This is a genomic window from Pelomonas sp. Root1237, assembly GCF_001425055.1.
Lineage (GTDB): Bacteria > Pseudomonadota > Gammaproteobacteria > Burkholderiales > Burkholderiaceae_C > Pelomonas.
In genome coordinates this window covers 218,516-232,342 of sequence record NZ_LMDK01000001.1, presented here as the reverse complement: position 1 = coordinate 232,342, position 13,827 = coordinate 218,516, and the positions used below count along the sequence as shown (strand labels likewise).

8 protein-coding genes are annotated in these 13,827 nt (G+C 67.7%); all 8 read right to left on the bottom strand.

Annotation, left to right across the window (positions count from 1 at the left end; all coding sequences use genetic code 11):
- Positions 1-18 precede the first annotated feature (18 nt).
- The 8 genes from yjfF to ASC91_RS01035 all read right to left on the bottom strand — a co-directional run bounded on the left by yjfF (position 19) and on the right by ASC91_RS01035 (position 13,826).
- A complete protein-coding gene (gene yjfF, locus ASC91_RS01070) occupies positions 19-996 on the bottom strand; it encodes a galactofuranose ABC transporter, permease protein YjfF (protein WP_056191239.1) in 978 nt (325 codons plus the stop codon).
- Complete coding sequence (locus ASC91_RS01065; protein ID WP_235531769.1) at positions 993-1,979, bottom strand: ABC transporter permease; 987 nt, start codon at positions 1,977-1,979, stop codon at positions 993-995. The genes yjfF and ASC91_RS01065 overlap by 4 nt, the downstream gene beginning before the upstream one ends.
- Positions 1,980-1,996: 17 nt before the next feature.
- A complete protein-coding gene (locus ASC91_RS01060; RefSeq protein WP_082532407.1) occupies positions 1,997-4,924 on the bottom strand; it encodes a TIM-barrel domain-containing protein in 2,928 nt (975 codons plus the stop codon).
- Between the two features lie 11 nt (positions 4,925-4,935).
- Positions 4,936-6,474, bottom strand: coding sequence for a sugar ABC transporter ATP-binding protein (locus ASC91_RS01055; RefSeq protein ID WP_056191234.1), 1,539 nt, complete (start codon positions 6,472-6,474; stop codon positions 4,936-4,938).
- A gap of 89 nt (positions 6,475-6,563) precedes the next feature.
- The gene (locus tag ASC91_RS01050) at positions 6,564-7,514 is read right to left on the bottom strand and encodes an ABC transporter substrate-binding protein (RefSeq protein WP_056192505.1); all 951 of its coding nucleotides are present in this window, start codon (positions 7,512-7,514) and stop codon (positions 6,564-6,566) included.
- Between the two features lie 209 nt (positions 7,515-7,723).
- Positions 7,724-9,733 (bottom strand): alpha-L-arabinofuranosidase C-terminal domain-containing protein, encoded by a 2,010-nt coding sequence (locus ASC91_RS01045; protein WP_056191231.1) that lies wholly within the window; start codon positions 9,731-9,733, stop codon positions 7,724-7,726.
- A 173-nt stretch (positions 9,734-9,906) separates the two neighbouring features.
- Positions 9,907-12,273 (bottom strand): glycoside hydrolase family 127 protein, encoded by a 2,367-nt coding sequence (locus ASC91_RS01040; protein ID WP_056191230.1) that lies wholly within the window; start codon positions 12,271-12,273, stop codon positions 9,907-9,909.
- Positions 12,270-13,826 (bottom strand): glycoside hydrolase family 43 protein, encoded by a 1,557-nt coding sequence (locus ASC91_RS01035; RefSeq protein WP_082532317.1) that lies wholly within the window; start codon positions 13,824-13,826, stop codon positions 12,270-12,272. Before ASC91_RS01035 ends, ASC91_RS01040 begins: the two co-directional genes overlap by 4 nt.
- Between the last annotated feature and the right edge of the window lies 1 nt (position 13,827).

The following is a 13,827-nucleotide window of genomic DNA, read 5'->3' as shown; positions in this document are numbered from 1 at the left end:
GAGACCGCCTCTTGAGCATCAGGCAGCAACCTTCTTCAGGGACAGCAGGCGCTGCACGGCGCAGAAGACGAAGAGCAGGGCGCCGATGACGATCTTGGTCCACCAAGAGCTGAGTGTGCCGTCGAATGCGATCAGCGTCTGGATCAGGCCGAGCACCAGCACGCCTGACAACGCGCCGGCTACATAGCCATACCCGCCCGTCAGCACGGTGCCGCCGATGACGACGGCTGCGATCGCGTCCAGCTCCACGCCCTGGGCATGCTGGCCGTAGCCGCTCAGCATGTAGAACGCGAACAGCAGGCCGGCCAGCGAGGCGCAGAAGCCGCTCAGCGCGTAGACGGCGACCTTGGTGCGGCCGACGGGCAGGCCCATCATCAGCGCCGAGGCCTCGCTGCCGCCCAAAGCGTAGACGGTGCGGCCGAAGGCGGTGCAGTGCGCCACCCACAGGCCCAGGCCCAGCATCGCCAGGGCGATCACGGCACCGGGAGACAGGAAGGCGCCACCAAAGAGCGATATCTGCGTCTGCGACAGCGTCACGAACAGCGGCGCATCGATGGTGATGCTGTCCACGCTGATCAGGAAGCACAGGCCGCGCGCCAGGAACATGCCGGCCAGCGTGACGATGAAGGGCTGCAGCCTGAAGACGTGGATGACCACGCCTTGCAACGCGCCGAAGGCCGCGCCGCCCACCAGAACGACGACGATGACCAGCTCCGCCGGCAAGTGCGCCACCTGCAGCAGCCAGGCAGCCACCATGGTGGTCAGTGCCAGCACCGAGCCGACCGACAGGTCGATGCCGCCGGACAGGATGACGAAGCTCATGCCGACCGCGATGACGAGCAGGAAGGCGTTGTCGATGAGCAGGTTGAGCACGACCTGCGAGGACGCGAAGCCTGTGTAGTTGGCGGCGCCGGCAATGAAGAGCAGGGCCATCAGCACGACGCTGACCCAGGTGGTGAACGAAGGGGCGGCCATGGCCGCGCGCAAGGCTTTCATGCTTTCTTCCAGGTCGACCAGGCGGACGACTGCGAGATGCAGACGGCGAACACGACGACGGCCTTGACGACCATGGTGACCTGCGGCGGCACGCCCATCGCGTAGATGGTGGACGTGAGCGTCTGGATGATCAGCGCACCGATCAGGCTGCCGGCGAGGCTGAATTTGCCGCCGCTGAGCTGCCCGCCGCCCAGCGTGACGGCGAGGATGGCGTCCAGCTCCAGCAGCAGGCCGGCGTTGTTGGCGTCGGCGCTCTTGATGTTGGACGAGATCATCAACCCAGCCAGACCCGCGCCGAGGCTGCAATAGACGTAGACGAAGAAGACGATGGCCGCGGTGCGCACGCCGGCCAGACGCGCGGCGACGGGGTTGATGCCGACGGTCTGGATGAACAGGCCCAGGGCCGTGCGCTTCATCAGCAGCGCCGTGAGGCCGCCCACCGTCGCGACGACGAACAGCGACACCGGCAGGCCGAGCAGATAGCCGCCGCCCAGCCAGAAGAAGCTCGCGGGCTCGTAGACGGTGATGATCTGGCCGTCGGTCAGCAGCTGTGCCAGGCCCCGGCCGGCGACCATCAGGATCAGCGTGGCGATGATCGGCTGCAGGCCCAGGGCCGACACGAGCAGCCCGTTCCACAGCCCGCACAGCAGCGCAGTGCCCAGCGCCGCGGCGAAGGCGACGGCCAGGCCGTGCGAGCCGACCAGCACACAGGCCACCGTGCCGGCGATCGCGACGACGGCACCGACCGACACGTCGATGCCGCGCGTGGCGATCACCAGGGTCATGCCCAAAGCCGCGAGCATCAGGGGAGCGGCGCGATGCAGGATGTCGATCAGGCTGCCGTAGAGGTGCCCGTCCTTGATCTCCAGGTGCAGGAAGCCCGGCACGAAGAGGGCCGCGACGGCCAGCAGCAGCGCGAGCGCGGCAACCGGCCGGAGCAGGGGATGGCGCCAGAGGGCGGCGCGCGCGGGCGGAGAAGACATGGCAAGCGTGGGAGAACTCATGGGGTCGTGAATTGCAGCGCCGTCGCTTCGCCACGGTAGAGGACGGACTGCGGTTTCGTGCTGGGGCCGCTGGTATCGACCAGTGTCACGTTGAAGCGGCGCTGCTGGACGAGGCCGGGGAAGCGGCCCTCGCGGGCGCCGACTTGCAAGGTGCGCCGGGCGTCGTCCCAGCGCAGCGTGACGGTCGCACGTTCGCCGGTCTCGTAGCGGTAGGTCTCGCCGTCGTCCTCGTAGAGAGTGAACTGCGCGTCGGCGCCGGGATAGATGCGGATCTCATAGGGCGCATCGGGCCGCTGACCGACATGCTCGATGACCGGGCCCATCGGCACGATGCTGCCGGCGCGCACGAACAGCGGGAACTGGTCCAGCGGGTACTCGCGGGACACGGTCTCGCCGCCGGCGTGGCGGCGGCCGCTCCAGAAGTCGAACCACGCGGCGCCAGCCGGCAGCAACGTGGCCTGGCGCTTGTCGATGTGGCGTTGCTCGTCGGCCAGCGCCAGCAGCTGGCCGGGCGTGCGCCAGGCCAGGCGCAGCTTGCGCCCGCCGCCGTCCTGGTAGAACTCGATACGCAGCTTGACGGCCTGGCCGGCGTTCAGCATGACGCGCTTGCCCTCGAAGCGCGCGGCGCCGTTCTTCCAGTCGTCGACCAGGAGCTTGTCGTCCAGCCACAGGCGGAAGCCGTCGTCGCCCTCGACGCCGATCTCGTACTCACCCGATTCGGGCACGACGAGCGTGCCCTGCCAGCGCGCCGAGAACTGGTTCAGGCTCTGCAGGCCGGGCGGCACGCTGCCGAGCGGCGCGGGCGGCCAGTCGTGGGCGACCGGGCCGTCTACGGTGCGGCTGGCCGGCTTCTCGAAATTCATGCCGGCGAAGTACTCCAGCGCCAGCCCCGGCTCGCCGGAAGGCGTACGCAGCGCGCTGGCGGGAATGGTGGCAGCCGGCGGCACCTCGGCATAGAGCGTGGACCGGGTGACGGGCTGCACGAGGAAGGCGGGGCCGAACATATAGGTGTCATCCACCTTGCGCAGCGCGGTCTCGTCGGGGAAGTCCATCGCCAGCCCGCGCATCATCACGTAGCCCTCGTCGTGGGCGCGCCAGGCCAGGCCGTAGAGATAGGGCAGCAGCCGGTAGCGCAGCTGGGCGGCGCTCAACAGCGAACGGTAGACGGCCGGGTCCAGCGTCTTGTACAGATAGGGCTCGCGCTCGACGTCCGTGCCGTGGATGCGGTAGATGGGGTTGAAGATGCCGAACTGGTTCCAGCGTGCGTACAGCTCGCGCCAGGCCGGGCTGCGCTCGCCGCCCGGGTAGGGCACGAAGAAGCCGCCGGTGTCTTGCGACCAGTAAGGCGTGCCGGCCATGCCGACGTTCAGGCCGCCGGCGATCTGCGCGCGCAGCGTGGCCCAGCTGGACGTCGTGTCGCCCGACCAGGGGAGCGCGGCGTAGCGCTGCTGGCCGGCCCAGGCGGAGCGGGTCAGCGTCATCGCGCGCTTGTTGCTGCTGGCGCGCTGGCCTTCATAGACGCCGCGCGTCGTGACCAGGCTGTAGACGTTGAGGTAGCGCGTGAAGTCGCCCATGGCATTGCGGCCGAGGCGCTTGATGTCGGCCTCGACCTCGCCGGGGTCATGCGCGGCGCCGCCCACCTCGACCTCGGTGCCGTCCATCCACAGCGCGTCCACGCCGATGTCGAACAGGCCCTTCTTGGTGTGCTTGAAATAGATGGCGCGGCCTTCGGCGCTGAAGGCGTCGTAGACCTGCGCCTTGCCCGAGATCCAGTGCTTGGGCGCGAAGCGCAGGCCCTTGGCGTCGAGCTCCTTGGCAAGTGCCGTGTCGTCACCGATCGAGGGCCAGATGGACACCATCAGCTTGGTGTTCAGTTCGCGGTGCAGCGTGTCGACCATGCCGCGCGGGTCGGGGAAGCGCTCGGCGTTCCAGGTCATGCCGCTCCAGGTGCCGTCCTTGTCACCGCCCCAGTACTGCCAGTCCTGCACGATGGTGTCGAGCGGGAAGTGGTCGGCACGGAAGCGCTTCGCGACGTCGAGCAACTGCTGCTGCGTCTTGTAGCGCTCCTTGCTCATGAACAGGCCCAGGGCGCTCTTCGGGAACATGGGCGCCGCGCCGGTGAGCTGGCGGTAGCCCGCCATCAGGTCGTCCATCGTCGTGCCGGCGACGAGGTAGTAGTCGGCGCCGGCCGGCGCGCTCTCGGCCCAGAAGCGGGCGCCCTGCGCGTCGTCGGTGAAGCGCATCTTGGAATAGACGTCCCACAGCACGCCCCAACGCCGCGTCGAGATCATGAAGGGCAGGACGGTGCCGATGTTGGTCTGCACCATCAGCACGTCACGGCCGCGGTAGTCCATGTAGGACTCGTTGTACTGGCCCAGGCCGTAGAGCGACTCGTCGGCCGTGAGGCTGAAGGCCTGGGTCATCGCGTAGGTCGGCGCGCCGGATATCTCGATGGCCTTGAGCGCGGCGGGCGCCTGCTCGCGGGTGAACAGGCTGCCATCAGGCCGGTAGAAGGCGAGGGCTCCGCTGCGCTTGTCGATCTCCACACGCACGGCCGCGCTGGTCAGCACCAACGCGTCGGCAGACTCCTTCACGTCCAGCGGCACGGCCTGCGGCGCGGCCACGACCACCAGGCTGGGCTGGGTGGCATGGCTCTGGCCCAGGTGAGCCGTCACGCGGACGAGGCCTGGCCCGTAGAACAAGATGTTGCGGGTCAGCGCGCCGAGCTGCACCTGGGCGCCTGCGGCCAGCGGCGTCCATGCAAAGCCGCGTGCGTCGGGCGTCAGTGGCTGGCGCTGTGCCTGGCCCTGGGCGTCAAGACCGGTCGGCGACTGCGCGAGCGCGGCCGGTGTGAGTGCCGCCAGGCAGAGCAGGGTCAGGGTGGCCAGGGCGGCGCGCAGCGCGGGGACGGTGGGGTGATTCATGTTGGACACGCTCAGGCCGCAGCCGAGACAGGCTCCGCGGCGATGACTTCAAGCACGCTGCGTTCGTCCAGCTCGCCGCGGCGGTATTCGCCGGCGGCGCGGCGGTCGCGCATCACGAGGACGCGGTCGCTGCAATGCAGGACCTCGGGCAACTCAGACGAGATGAAGAGGATGGACATGCCACTGCCGTCTTCCTTGTGGGCCAGGGCGCGCACGGCATCCATCAGGTCTTCCTTGGCGCGCACGTCGATGCCTCGGGTGGGCTCGTCGAGGATGAGCACGGCCGGATTCGTGGCCAGCCAGCGCGCCAGCAGGGCCTTCTGCTGGTTGCCGCCGCTGAGTTGCCCGATGGGCGTGTCGGCGCTCGGCGTCTTGATGCCCAGGCGCTTGATGTAGTCGTCGGCCAGGGCCTGCTGCGCTTCACGGCTCATGACGAGGCCCAGGCCGTGCCGGGCCTGCAGCGCGAGCAGGATGTTCTCGCGCACCGAGAGGTCGAGGATGGCGCCTTCGTGCTTGCGGTCCTCGGAGCAGAAGGCGATGCCGGCAGCGATGGCCTCGCGCGGCGAGTGCCAGCGGCCCGTACGGCCTTCGGTTTCCACATGACCCGCATCGGCGGCGTCGGCGCCGAACAGCAGGCGCGCGGCCTCGGTGCGGCCGGAGCCCAGCAGGCCGGCCAGGCCCAGCACCTCGCCGCGCTTGAGCTCCAGGTCGAGCGGGTGCAGCGCGCCGCGCCGGGTCAGCCCTTGCGCCTTCAACACCGCGGCGCCGGTGTTCGGGGCGCGGCTGTCCAGGCGGGTGGGTTGCTGGTCGGGCGGCGCGCCCACCATCTTGTTGACGAGGGCCAGACGGCTGAGGTCGCTCGCCAGGTACTCGCCCTCGGTCTCGCCATTGCGCATGACCGTGATGCGGTCGGCCAGCGCATAGGTCTGGTCGAGGAAGTGGGTGACGAAGAGGATGGCCAGGCCCTGCTCGCGCAGGCGGCGCAGCACGGTGAAGAGGCGCTGCACGGCCGCGTCGTCGAGGCTGGAGGTGGGCTCGTCGAGGATGAGCACGCGGGCCTGCACGCGCAGCGCGCGGGCGATGGCCACCATTTGCTGGACGGACAGCGAGTAGCGCGACAGCGGCGTGGTCACGTCGATGTCGAGGTCCATCTGGGCGAGCACTCGTTTGGCTTCGGCGTTCACCGCAGACCAGTCGATGCGACCCCAGCGGCGCGGGAAGCGCCCGGCGCAGATGTTCTCTGCGACGCTGAGGTTGGTGCAGAGGTTGACCTCCTGGTAGACGGTCTGGATGCCGAGGGCTTGGGCTTCTTCGGTGCGGCGCGGGGCGATGGTCTCGCCGCCGAGTTTGATGGTGCCGGCTTCGGGCGTGTAGAGGCCGGTCAGCACCTTGATGAGGGTGGACTTGCCGGCGCCGTTCTGGCCCATCAGCGCATGAACCTCCCCGGGGAACAGGCGCAGGCTGACGTCGCTGAGCGCCTTGACGCCGGGGAAGCCTTTGTGGATGCCGGAGAGCTCCAGCACGGGCTCGGCGGTTCTATGGAGAGTCATGGTTTCGCGTTCTCAAGCCTCGGCGCTTGCAGGCGCCGAGTCCTTCGTGAGGCGTCGGACAGGACGCTGGTCCTGTCCTCGGTTCTCACTCAGTACTTCCGGTTCGGCAATTCCTTGGCCGCCACTTCCGCCGGGAACACGCCCTCGGTCACGGTGATGCGCTTCTCGACCGGCTTCTTGGCGACCACATCCTTGGCCAGCTGCATCAGCTGGGGGCCCAGCAGCGGGTTGCATTCGACGGTGACGTTGAGCTTGCCGGCCTTCATCGCCTCGAAGGCGCCACGCACGCCGTCGATGGAGATGATGACGATGTCGACGCCAGGCTTCAGGCCGGCTTCCTCGATCGCCTGGATCGCGCCGATGGCCATGTCGTCGTTGTGCGCGTACAGCACGTCGATCTTCTTGTCGCGCTGCTTCAGGAAGGACTCCATCACTTCCTTGCCCTTGGCGCGCGTGAACTCACCGGACTGGGAGCGGATGATCTGCAGCTTGGGGTTGGTCTTGATGACCTCCTCGAAGCCCTTCTTGCGGTCGATCGCGGGCGCCGAGCCCACGGTGCCCTGCAGCTCGACGATGTTCAGCGAAGCACCAGGCGTCTTGGCAGCGCGCTCGAGCAGCCACTTGGCCGCCTTGCGGCCTTCTTCGACGAAGTCGGAGCCGATGAAGGTGACGTAGAGCGACGGATCGGCCACCTTGACGGCGCGGTCGGTCAGGATGACGGGGATGCCGGCCGTCTTGGCTTCCTTGAGCACCGTGTCCCAGCCGGATTCGACGACCGGCGAGAAGGCGATGACGTCGACCTTCTGGGCGATGTAGCTGCGGATGGCCTTGACCTGGTTCTCCTGCTTCTGCTGCGCGTCGGCAAACTTCAGCGTGATGCCGGCGTCCTTGGCCGCGGCCTTGATGGAAGCGGAGTTGGCGGTGCGCCATTCGCTTTCGGCGCCCACCTGGGAGAAGCCCATGACGAGCGGGGCGGCGAGGGCGCTGAACGCAGGGGTCAGCAAAGCGGCGGCCAGCAGGCTGCGACGCAGAATTCTCATGGTTGTCTCCATCTGGGGTCTTGTGACAGCCGATGGTAGGAAGGCCAGTGATGCGCGACCAATGACATTTCTCCGTCAAGCCATGTCGATTTCGGTATGGGCCAGTCTCTCATCTCTGGCCGAGCGGCCTGGCGCGGTCGCCGCGTCTGTGTCGGAATGCCCAGGTAAACAAAGGAACCGACACAGCGCGTCCAAGTGGTACTAGCGGCCTATTTGGTCGACAGCACCAGCACCGTCACTGAATACGGCGCGAAGCTGTAGCTGAACTGCTTGCCGAGCCCGCTCGCCTTGCTCGTCACCGGCACCACCTTGGTCGGCTCGGCGATGGTGTTGGTGTCTTCCTTGTGCGTCGAGCTCAGTACGATTGCCTCCCCTTCGGCCGCCACCTTGACGGCGCCGGCCAGGTCGACCTGCACCGTCTGCGCGTTGCCGATCGCGTTGACGACCTTCAGGTAGATCTCGCCGCGCTGGTCCGACTTGGTCGCCGAGAAGAACATCGTCGGCACCTGCTTGGCCGGCGGCACGTCCTGCGGCGTCTCCTTCTTGGCCTCTTGCTGCCAGGTTTGCATGCTGACCTTCTCGGCGTGCACCGGCAGCGAAACATTGCCCAAATAGTTGCTGAACATCTTTTGCGCGTAGTACGACGGCGAACCGAAGCTGGACTGCGCGTTGTAGCCGATCAGGTTGTACTGCCACTGCATGCCGCCCGGGTTCACGTTCACAAACAGCGGCGCGTAGCAGGACATCTCGACAATGTCGGCATTGCGCTCCATGCCGGCCATGAAGGCGGCATCGGCCAGTGCGGCGTGCAGGTTGGTGGTCGGCGAGCCTTCCTGCCCGGCCCATTCGCCGATAAAGACCTTCGGCCCGCTGCGCGCATAGCTGTCGTAGCGCGCGGCGTCGTTCATCATCTCCATCGGGTTGTAGTAGTAATGCTCGTCGACCAGGTCGGGCACCCGGCTGGACAACTTCTGTTGCTGGCCCAACCAGTCCTTGCCGTTGACCGTGGCGATCAGCTTGATCTTCGGGTACTTCTTCCTGATGGCGTCGTGGAACTGGGTGTAGCGGCCGTCGTAGGTCTTGTTCTTCTCGAAGCCATCCTCGTTGCCGATCTCGACATAGCGCAGCTTGAACGGCGCCGGATGGCCATCCTTGGCGCGCTTCGCGCCCCACTTCGTGCTCACGTCGCCGGTCACATATTCGATCTCGTCGAGCGCGTCCTGGACGAAGGGCTGCAGTTCCTTGCCGACCGGGACGGACTCGCCGTTGAGCGCGTAGCCGGCGAACACCGCCAGCACCGGCTCGGCCTTCATGTCCTCGCACCACAGCAGAAATTCGAGCAGCCCCATGCCGTCGGTAGAGCGGTAGCCCCAGGTGCCGGGATTGCCGGGACGCTGGTCGATCGGGCCCAGCGTTTCCTTCCACTTGAAGCGGTTCGTCACGCTGCCGCCTTCGACGTAGTTCCCGCCGGGGAAGCGCAGGAAGCCCGGCTTCATGTCGATCATCTTTTGCATCAGGTCGGGCCGGTGGCCGTTCGGCCGGTCCTTGTGGGTCGGCGGGAACAGCGACACCAGGTTGAACCACACCTTGCCCGGGCTTTCGGTGGCAAGCACCAGGCGCGCGTCGGCGGTCGGCTTGACGTTCGCACCGGTGGCGAGGGTGACGCTGTAGCGCTTCCATTGACCGTCGATGCGGCCGCCTTCGGCCTGGGCGTAGACGGTCTTGCCGTCGACGCCTTCAATGCTGATGGTCAGCGGCACGCCACTGGCGCCGGACGTTTTGGCGTAGAAGCTGGCGCGGTAGCTGGTGTTCGGCGTGACCGGGATGCCCCAGTAGCCAGCATTGGCGATACCGACACGGTGACCCGGCGAAGCGTTCTCGGCGTCGATCCGCAGACTGGTCGTCAGGGCGGTGCCGGCGACCGGGTAACGCTCGTCGAGCGCCATCGCGGCGCTGCCGCCGGCGTCCTGCACCAGCGACCAGTGCTCCGGCGTGTAGCCGTGATTCTTGAAGGCGCGGTTACGCACCAATTCCGCATACAGGCCGCCATCGTAGGAAAAGTTGATCTCCTCGGTCATCAAGCCGTACAGGGTCGGGCTGACCGGCAGGCCAGGCTTGGCGAGGTCGATCCGGACGGTGGTCTGCGCCATCGCCAGCGGGGCGATCAGGGCAACCAGCGACAGCACACGGGAGCGGAAGCGGCGTTGCACGATTGGCATGGCGGAGCTGTGCGATGGAATGTTCGAGGTCATGGGTGGGATGGTCTGTTAGTGAAGCTGCGCTTTCGGGCGCTTTTGTGTGAGGTCCGCGGCATCAACACCGCGAACGTGGTGACAGGAACGGAAGGCCAGGCGCTTGTTCATGAGCCACAACATTGCGCCGGTGCCATCAGTCAACGCAACAGCCTCAGGCCATAGAGGCCGCCGGCGATGGAACCCGGCTTGGCGACGAAGCGCACCTCCAGCTTGCCGCCTGCGGCAGCGACGAGATCGGGCGGCAGTGGCACTTCGCGGGCATACAGCGGCTGGGCTTCGGAGGCCAGCGCCAGCTCGGCGACGACACGGCCGTTGACGACCACGTCAAAGCGCCGGCCCGCATCGCCGCTGGCCAGCATCAGGCGCAGCAGCCGGCCCTGTGCCTGCGGGTCGTTCAGCGTGTAGCCGAACCACTGCTTCGCATGCCGCCAGCGGCCGGCCGGCGCGATGCCGGTTTCGGCGCCCTCGCCCTGGAAGCTGTGGTCGGACTCGGGCTGCTGCTCGCCCGGGGCGACCTGGTCGATGGTCTGCGCGTCCAGCGCCAGGCGCTCTTCCTCGGCCTTGGCCAGCTCGGCACGCATCAGGCTCTGCTGGGCCGGCGTGGACCGCGCCCAATAGACCATGTAACGCGAGTCGTGCAGGCGGAAGAAGGGGATGAGCTGCAGCTTGTCCGCGTCCTTGCCACCCTGGATGAGGTCGGGCGCGGTAAAGGTGAGCGGCTGGCCGGGCACGGGCTTGAAGCGGCGGATGAAGTCGGCCTTGTCGCTGACGAACACCGGCGCGCTGTCCTGCGGGCAAACGGCGCCGGCCGGGACTTGGTCCCCACGCGCGCTGTCGGCCATGAAGTTCAGCGTCTCGCCCGGCTGCGGCGTCTTGGCGGCCAGCACGATGGGGCCGTGCAGCACGGCGACGTAGTTCTTCAGGCCGGGCATGGGCTCCAGCGTCGTGCGCATGGGCAGCTCGATGTCGACCCGGTCGCCGGCCTTCCAGTCGCGGCGCAGTTCGACATAGTCGCCGGGCTTGGCCGTCACCTTGACGGGGTTGCCGTTCAGCTTGACCCTCAGCGCGCCGGGCGCGACCCAACCGGGGTAGCGAACCTTGAGCGCGAAGCTGCCGGCGCCGTCCACCGTCAGCCGCGTGCGCGACTCGTCGGGGAACCGGGTGGACTGCGTGAGCTTGATGCCGCGCTCGCGCCAGTCCAGCTTGGAGGCGACGAAGAGGTTGACGACCAGTGCGTCGTCGCCCTCATGCGCGTAGATGAACTCGCCGTGACGCGCGTGGCTCTCGATGCCGGAGCCCACGCAGCACCACATGCTGTCGTCCACCTTGGAGTAGACGCGGTAGTGCTGCGGCCGCATCGGCGTGAAGTAGACCAAGCCGCCATCGCCCGGGTGCTGGGACGCGAGGATGTGGTTGTAGAGCGTGCGCTCGTAGTAGTCGGCGTACTTGCCCGTTCCCGCGCCCTGCTTCGGCCGGGCCTGCGCCAGCAGCGCGGTCAGCTTGAGCATGTTGTAGCTGTTGCAGGTCTCGGGGCCTTCCACCGCGTCGAGCATCGGCTTGAAGTCGTCGGCCGGATGGAAGTGCTCCTTGACGCTGTTGCCGCCGATCGCCACGCTGCGCTTTTCGACGACGGTGCGCCAGAAGAACTCCGCCGCGCGCCAGCCCTCGTCCTCGCCAGCCTGCTGCGCGATGCGCGCAAAGCCGATGACCTTGGGGATCTGCGTGTTGGCATGCAGGCCGGTGAGCTTGTCCTGGCCGGCCGCGAGCGGCTGCAGGATGGCCCGGTGCGAGAAGCGCCGCGCCAGCGCCAGGTAGCGCAGGTCGCCGGTCATCTCGGCCACGTCGGCCAGCACCTCGTTCATGCCGCCGTGCTCGGCGCGCAACATGTCCTGCATCTGCGCGTCGCTCAGCGGCGTGGTCAGGCGCAGCGCCCAGTCGCTCAGGCGCACGAGCATGGCCTTGGCGTCGGCATTGCCGGCGTGCACCCAGGCGTCGCGCAGGCCGGCGAACGTCTTGTGGAGGTTGTACCAGGGCACCCAGCGCCCGTTGAGTCCGAAGCTTTCGACCTTGAGCTCGCCCGCGGCCACCTGGCCCCAAGCCTTGGCGCCGTCGGGAACGCCGCCGATGTAGCCGTTGCCGAGCTTGTCCTGGCAGCGCTTGAGTTCGGCGATGAAGTAGTCCAGTCGCTTCTTGACCTCAGCGTCGCCGGTGGAGGCCCACATCAGCGCCAGCGCTGAAACATAGTGGCCGCCCATGTGACCGTCCAGGCCGTGGGACTCCCAATTGCCGTAGCTGGGCGTAGGCACCGGCAGGCCGGCCTCGCGGCGGAAGGGCGCCAGCAGGCGCTCGGGGTCGAGCGCCATCAGGTAGCGCAGGTCGGTGCTCTGCGCGTCGAGGAACGGCCCGTCCTGTAGACGTACACGATCCAGCGCAAAGGCTTGCGTCGCCGCATGCGCGCCGTGGGCACACAGCGCGAGGGCGAAGATGGCGAGAAGGCGTTTCATTGCGAGCTCCCTGTGCGAACCGCCCACAGCGACACGCCGCCGGAGGACAGCGCGCTGAAGGTCACGACGAATGCGCTGGAGTTGGTGTTCCATTGCCGGGACAGTACGCCGGCATAGGTCGCTCCGCCGCTCACCACACTCAGTTTGTTGCTGCCCTTGTGCATCCAGTTGCCTGTCATGCCGCCGCCGAGCGTGCCATCGGCGTTCAGCGTGACGTTGATCGAAGTCTTGCTCACTGCCGTGATGTCCTTGCCATGGTTGACGAGCTTGTAGTTGCCGGCCGCCTGCGCGGCGCTGACGTCGGCCGTCTGCGCCGGCGTGGCCAGGCTCAGCGGCGCGTAGCGCAGCGGCGCGACGACGAGCCAGCCGTCCTCGTTCAGATGCATCTCGTGCACCCGCACCTCGTGGACCTCGCCGGTGCCAGGGAAGCGCGTGTGAAAGATGATGAAGTACTGACCGGTGGCCGCGTCGTGGTAGGCCGAGTTGTGGCCCGGCGAGACATAGCCCAGCGCCGTGCCGGTCTCGCCGGCCGCGTTGGCGAACTGGTGGCCGCCCATCAGCTTCATGCCGTGCGGCGTGATGCTGGCGTCGTCAAAGACCGTGCCGGCCGCACCCTTGACGGTGGCCATGTCGGTGCCGGCACCATCCACGTAGGGCCCATCGGGTTGCAGGGACCGCGTCACGCGGACGTTGTAGCCGCCGGCCGCATCCAGGCCGCCGAAGGACGTGAACAGGTAGTAGTACTGGCTCTGCGGGCTGTAGAGAACGTAGGCCCCTTCAATGCGCGCATGGTTGCCGCCCATCAGGTGCCTGCCGTAGCCCTGGCCCGGCAGCGGCAGGCCGGTCGTCGCGTTCAGCTGCAGGATGAACAGGCCGCCCGAGTAGGAGCCGTAGATCATCCACAGCTTGCCCGTTGCGTCCTTGAACACCTGGGGGTCGACGACGTTGGGGTGGACGGTCGCGTCATAGACCGTGCCGTCCTCGCTGGGCAGCCCCCACATGCCCGATTTCAGCAGGATCTGCTTGTTGACGTAGGGGCCGTCCACCTTGTCGGCCACGGCCACGCCCAGCGCCGAACGCGGAGAGTCGCCCTTGCAGGCGCAGTAATACATGTAGAACTTGCCGTCGTCGAGCCTTGCGACGTCGGGCGCCCACAGGTCGGTGACCTGGGCCCAGGCGAAGGTATCCGCCAGGGCCGTCGTGACCTTGTTGCCGAACAGCGCGTTGGCGTCGTTGACGCCATCGGCCACTTTGGTCCAGTTCATCAGGTCCGTCGTCTTGGCCGCGGCGAGATGGGAGCCGAAGACGTAGAAGGTGCCGTCGGTGCGGATGACCGAGGGGTCATGCACGGCGACGTTGGCGAAGCTCACCGGTGCCTGCGAAGGCGCAGGCGCTGGGGCCGGCGCGGGCGCGGGTGCAGGTGCGGGAGGCGGAGCGGGTGCCGGCGTCGGTGCAGGCGAAGGCGCCGGCGAGTCGCCGCCGCCCCCGCCGCAGGCCGTCAAGGTGAGCACGGCTGCGCCCGCGAGGAACTCGCGTCGCTTGGGGGCGCTCATG

Coding starts and splice junctions, on each gene's coding strand:
- yjfF (WP_056191239.1), bottom strand. CDS start 996: ATGAAAGCCTTGCGCGCGGCCATGGCCGCCCCTTCGTTCACCACCTGG.
- ASC91_RS01040 (WP_056191230.1), bottom strand. CDS start 12,273: ATGAAACGCCTTCTCGCCATCTTCGCCCTCGCGCTGTGTGCCCACGGC.
- ASC91_RS01060 (WP_082532407.1), bottom strand. CDS start 4,924: ATGAATCACCCCACCGTCCCCGCGCTGCGCGCCGCCCTGGCCACCCTG.
- ASC91_RS01055 (WP_056191234.1), bottom strand. CDS start 6,474: ATGACTCTCCATAGAACCGCCGAGCCCGTGCTGGAGCTCTCCGGCATC.
- ASC91_RS01065 (WP_235531769.1), bottom strand. CDS start 1,979: ATGTCTTCTCCGCCCGCGCGCGCCGCCCTCTGGCGCCATCCCCTGCTC.
- ASC91_RS01035 (WP_082532317.1), bottom strand. CDS start 13,826: ATGAGCGCCCCCAAGCGACGCGAGTTCCTCGCGGGCGCAGCCGTGCTC.
- ASC91_RS01050 (WP_056192505.1), bottom strand. CDS start 7,514: ATGAGAATTCTGCGTCGCAGCCTGCTGGCCGCCGCTTTGCTGACCCCT.
- ASC91_RS01045 (WP_056191231.1), bottom strand. CDS start 9,733: ATGCCAATCGTGCAACGCCGCTTCCGCTCCCGTGTGCTGTCGCTGGTT.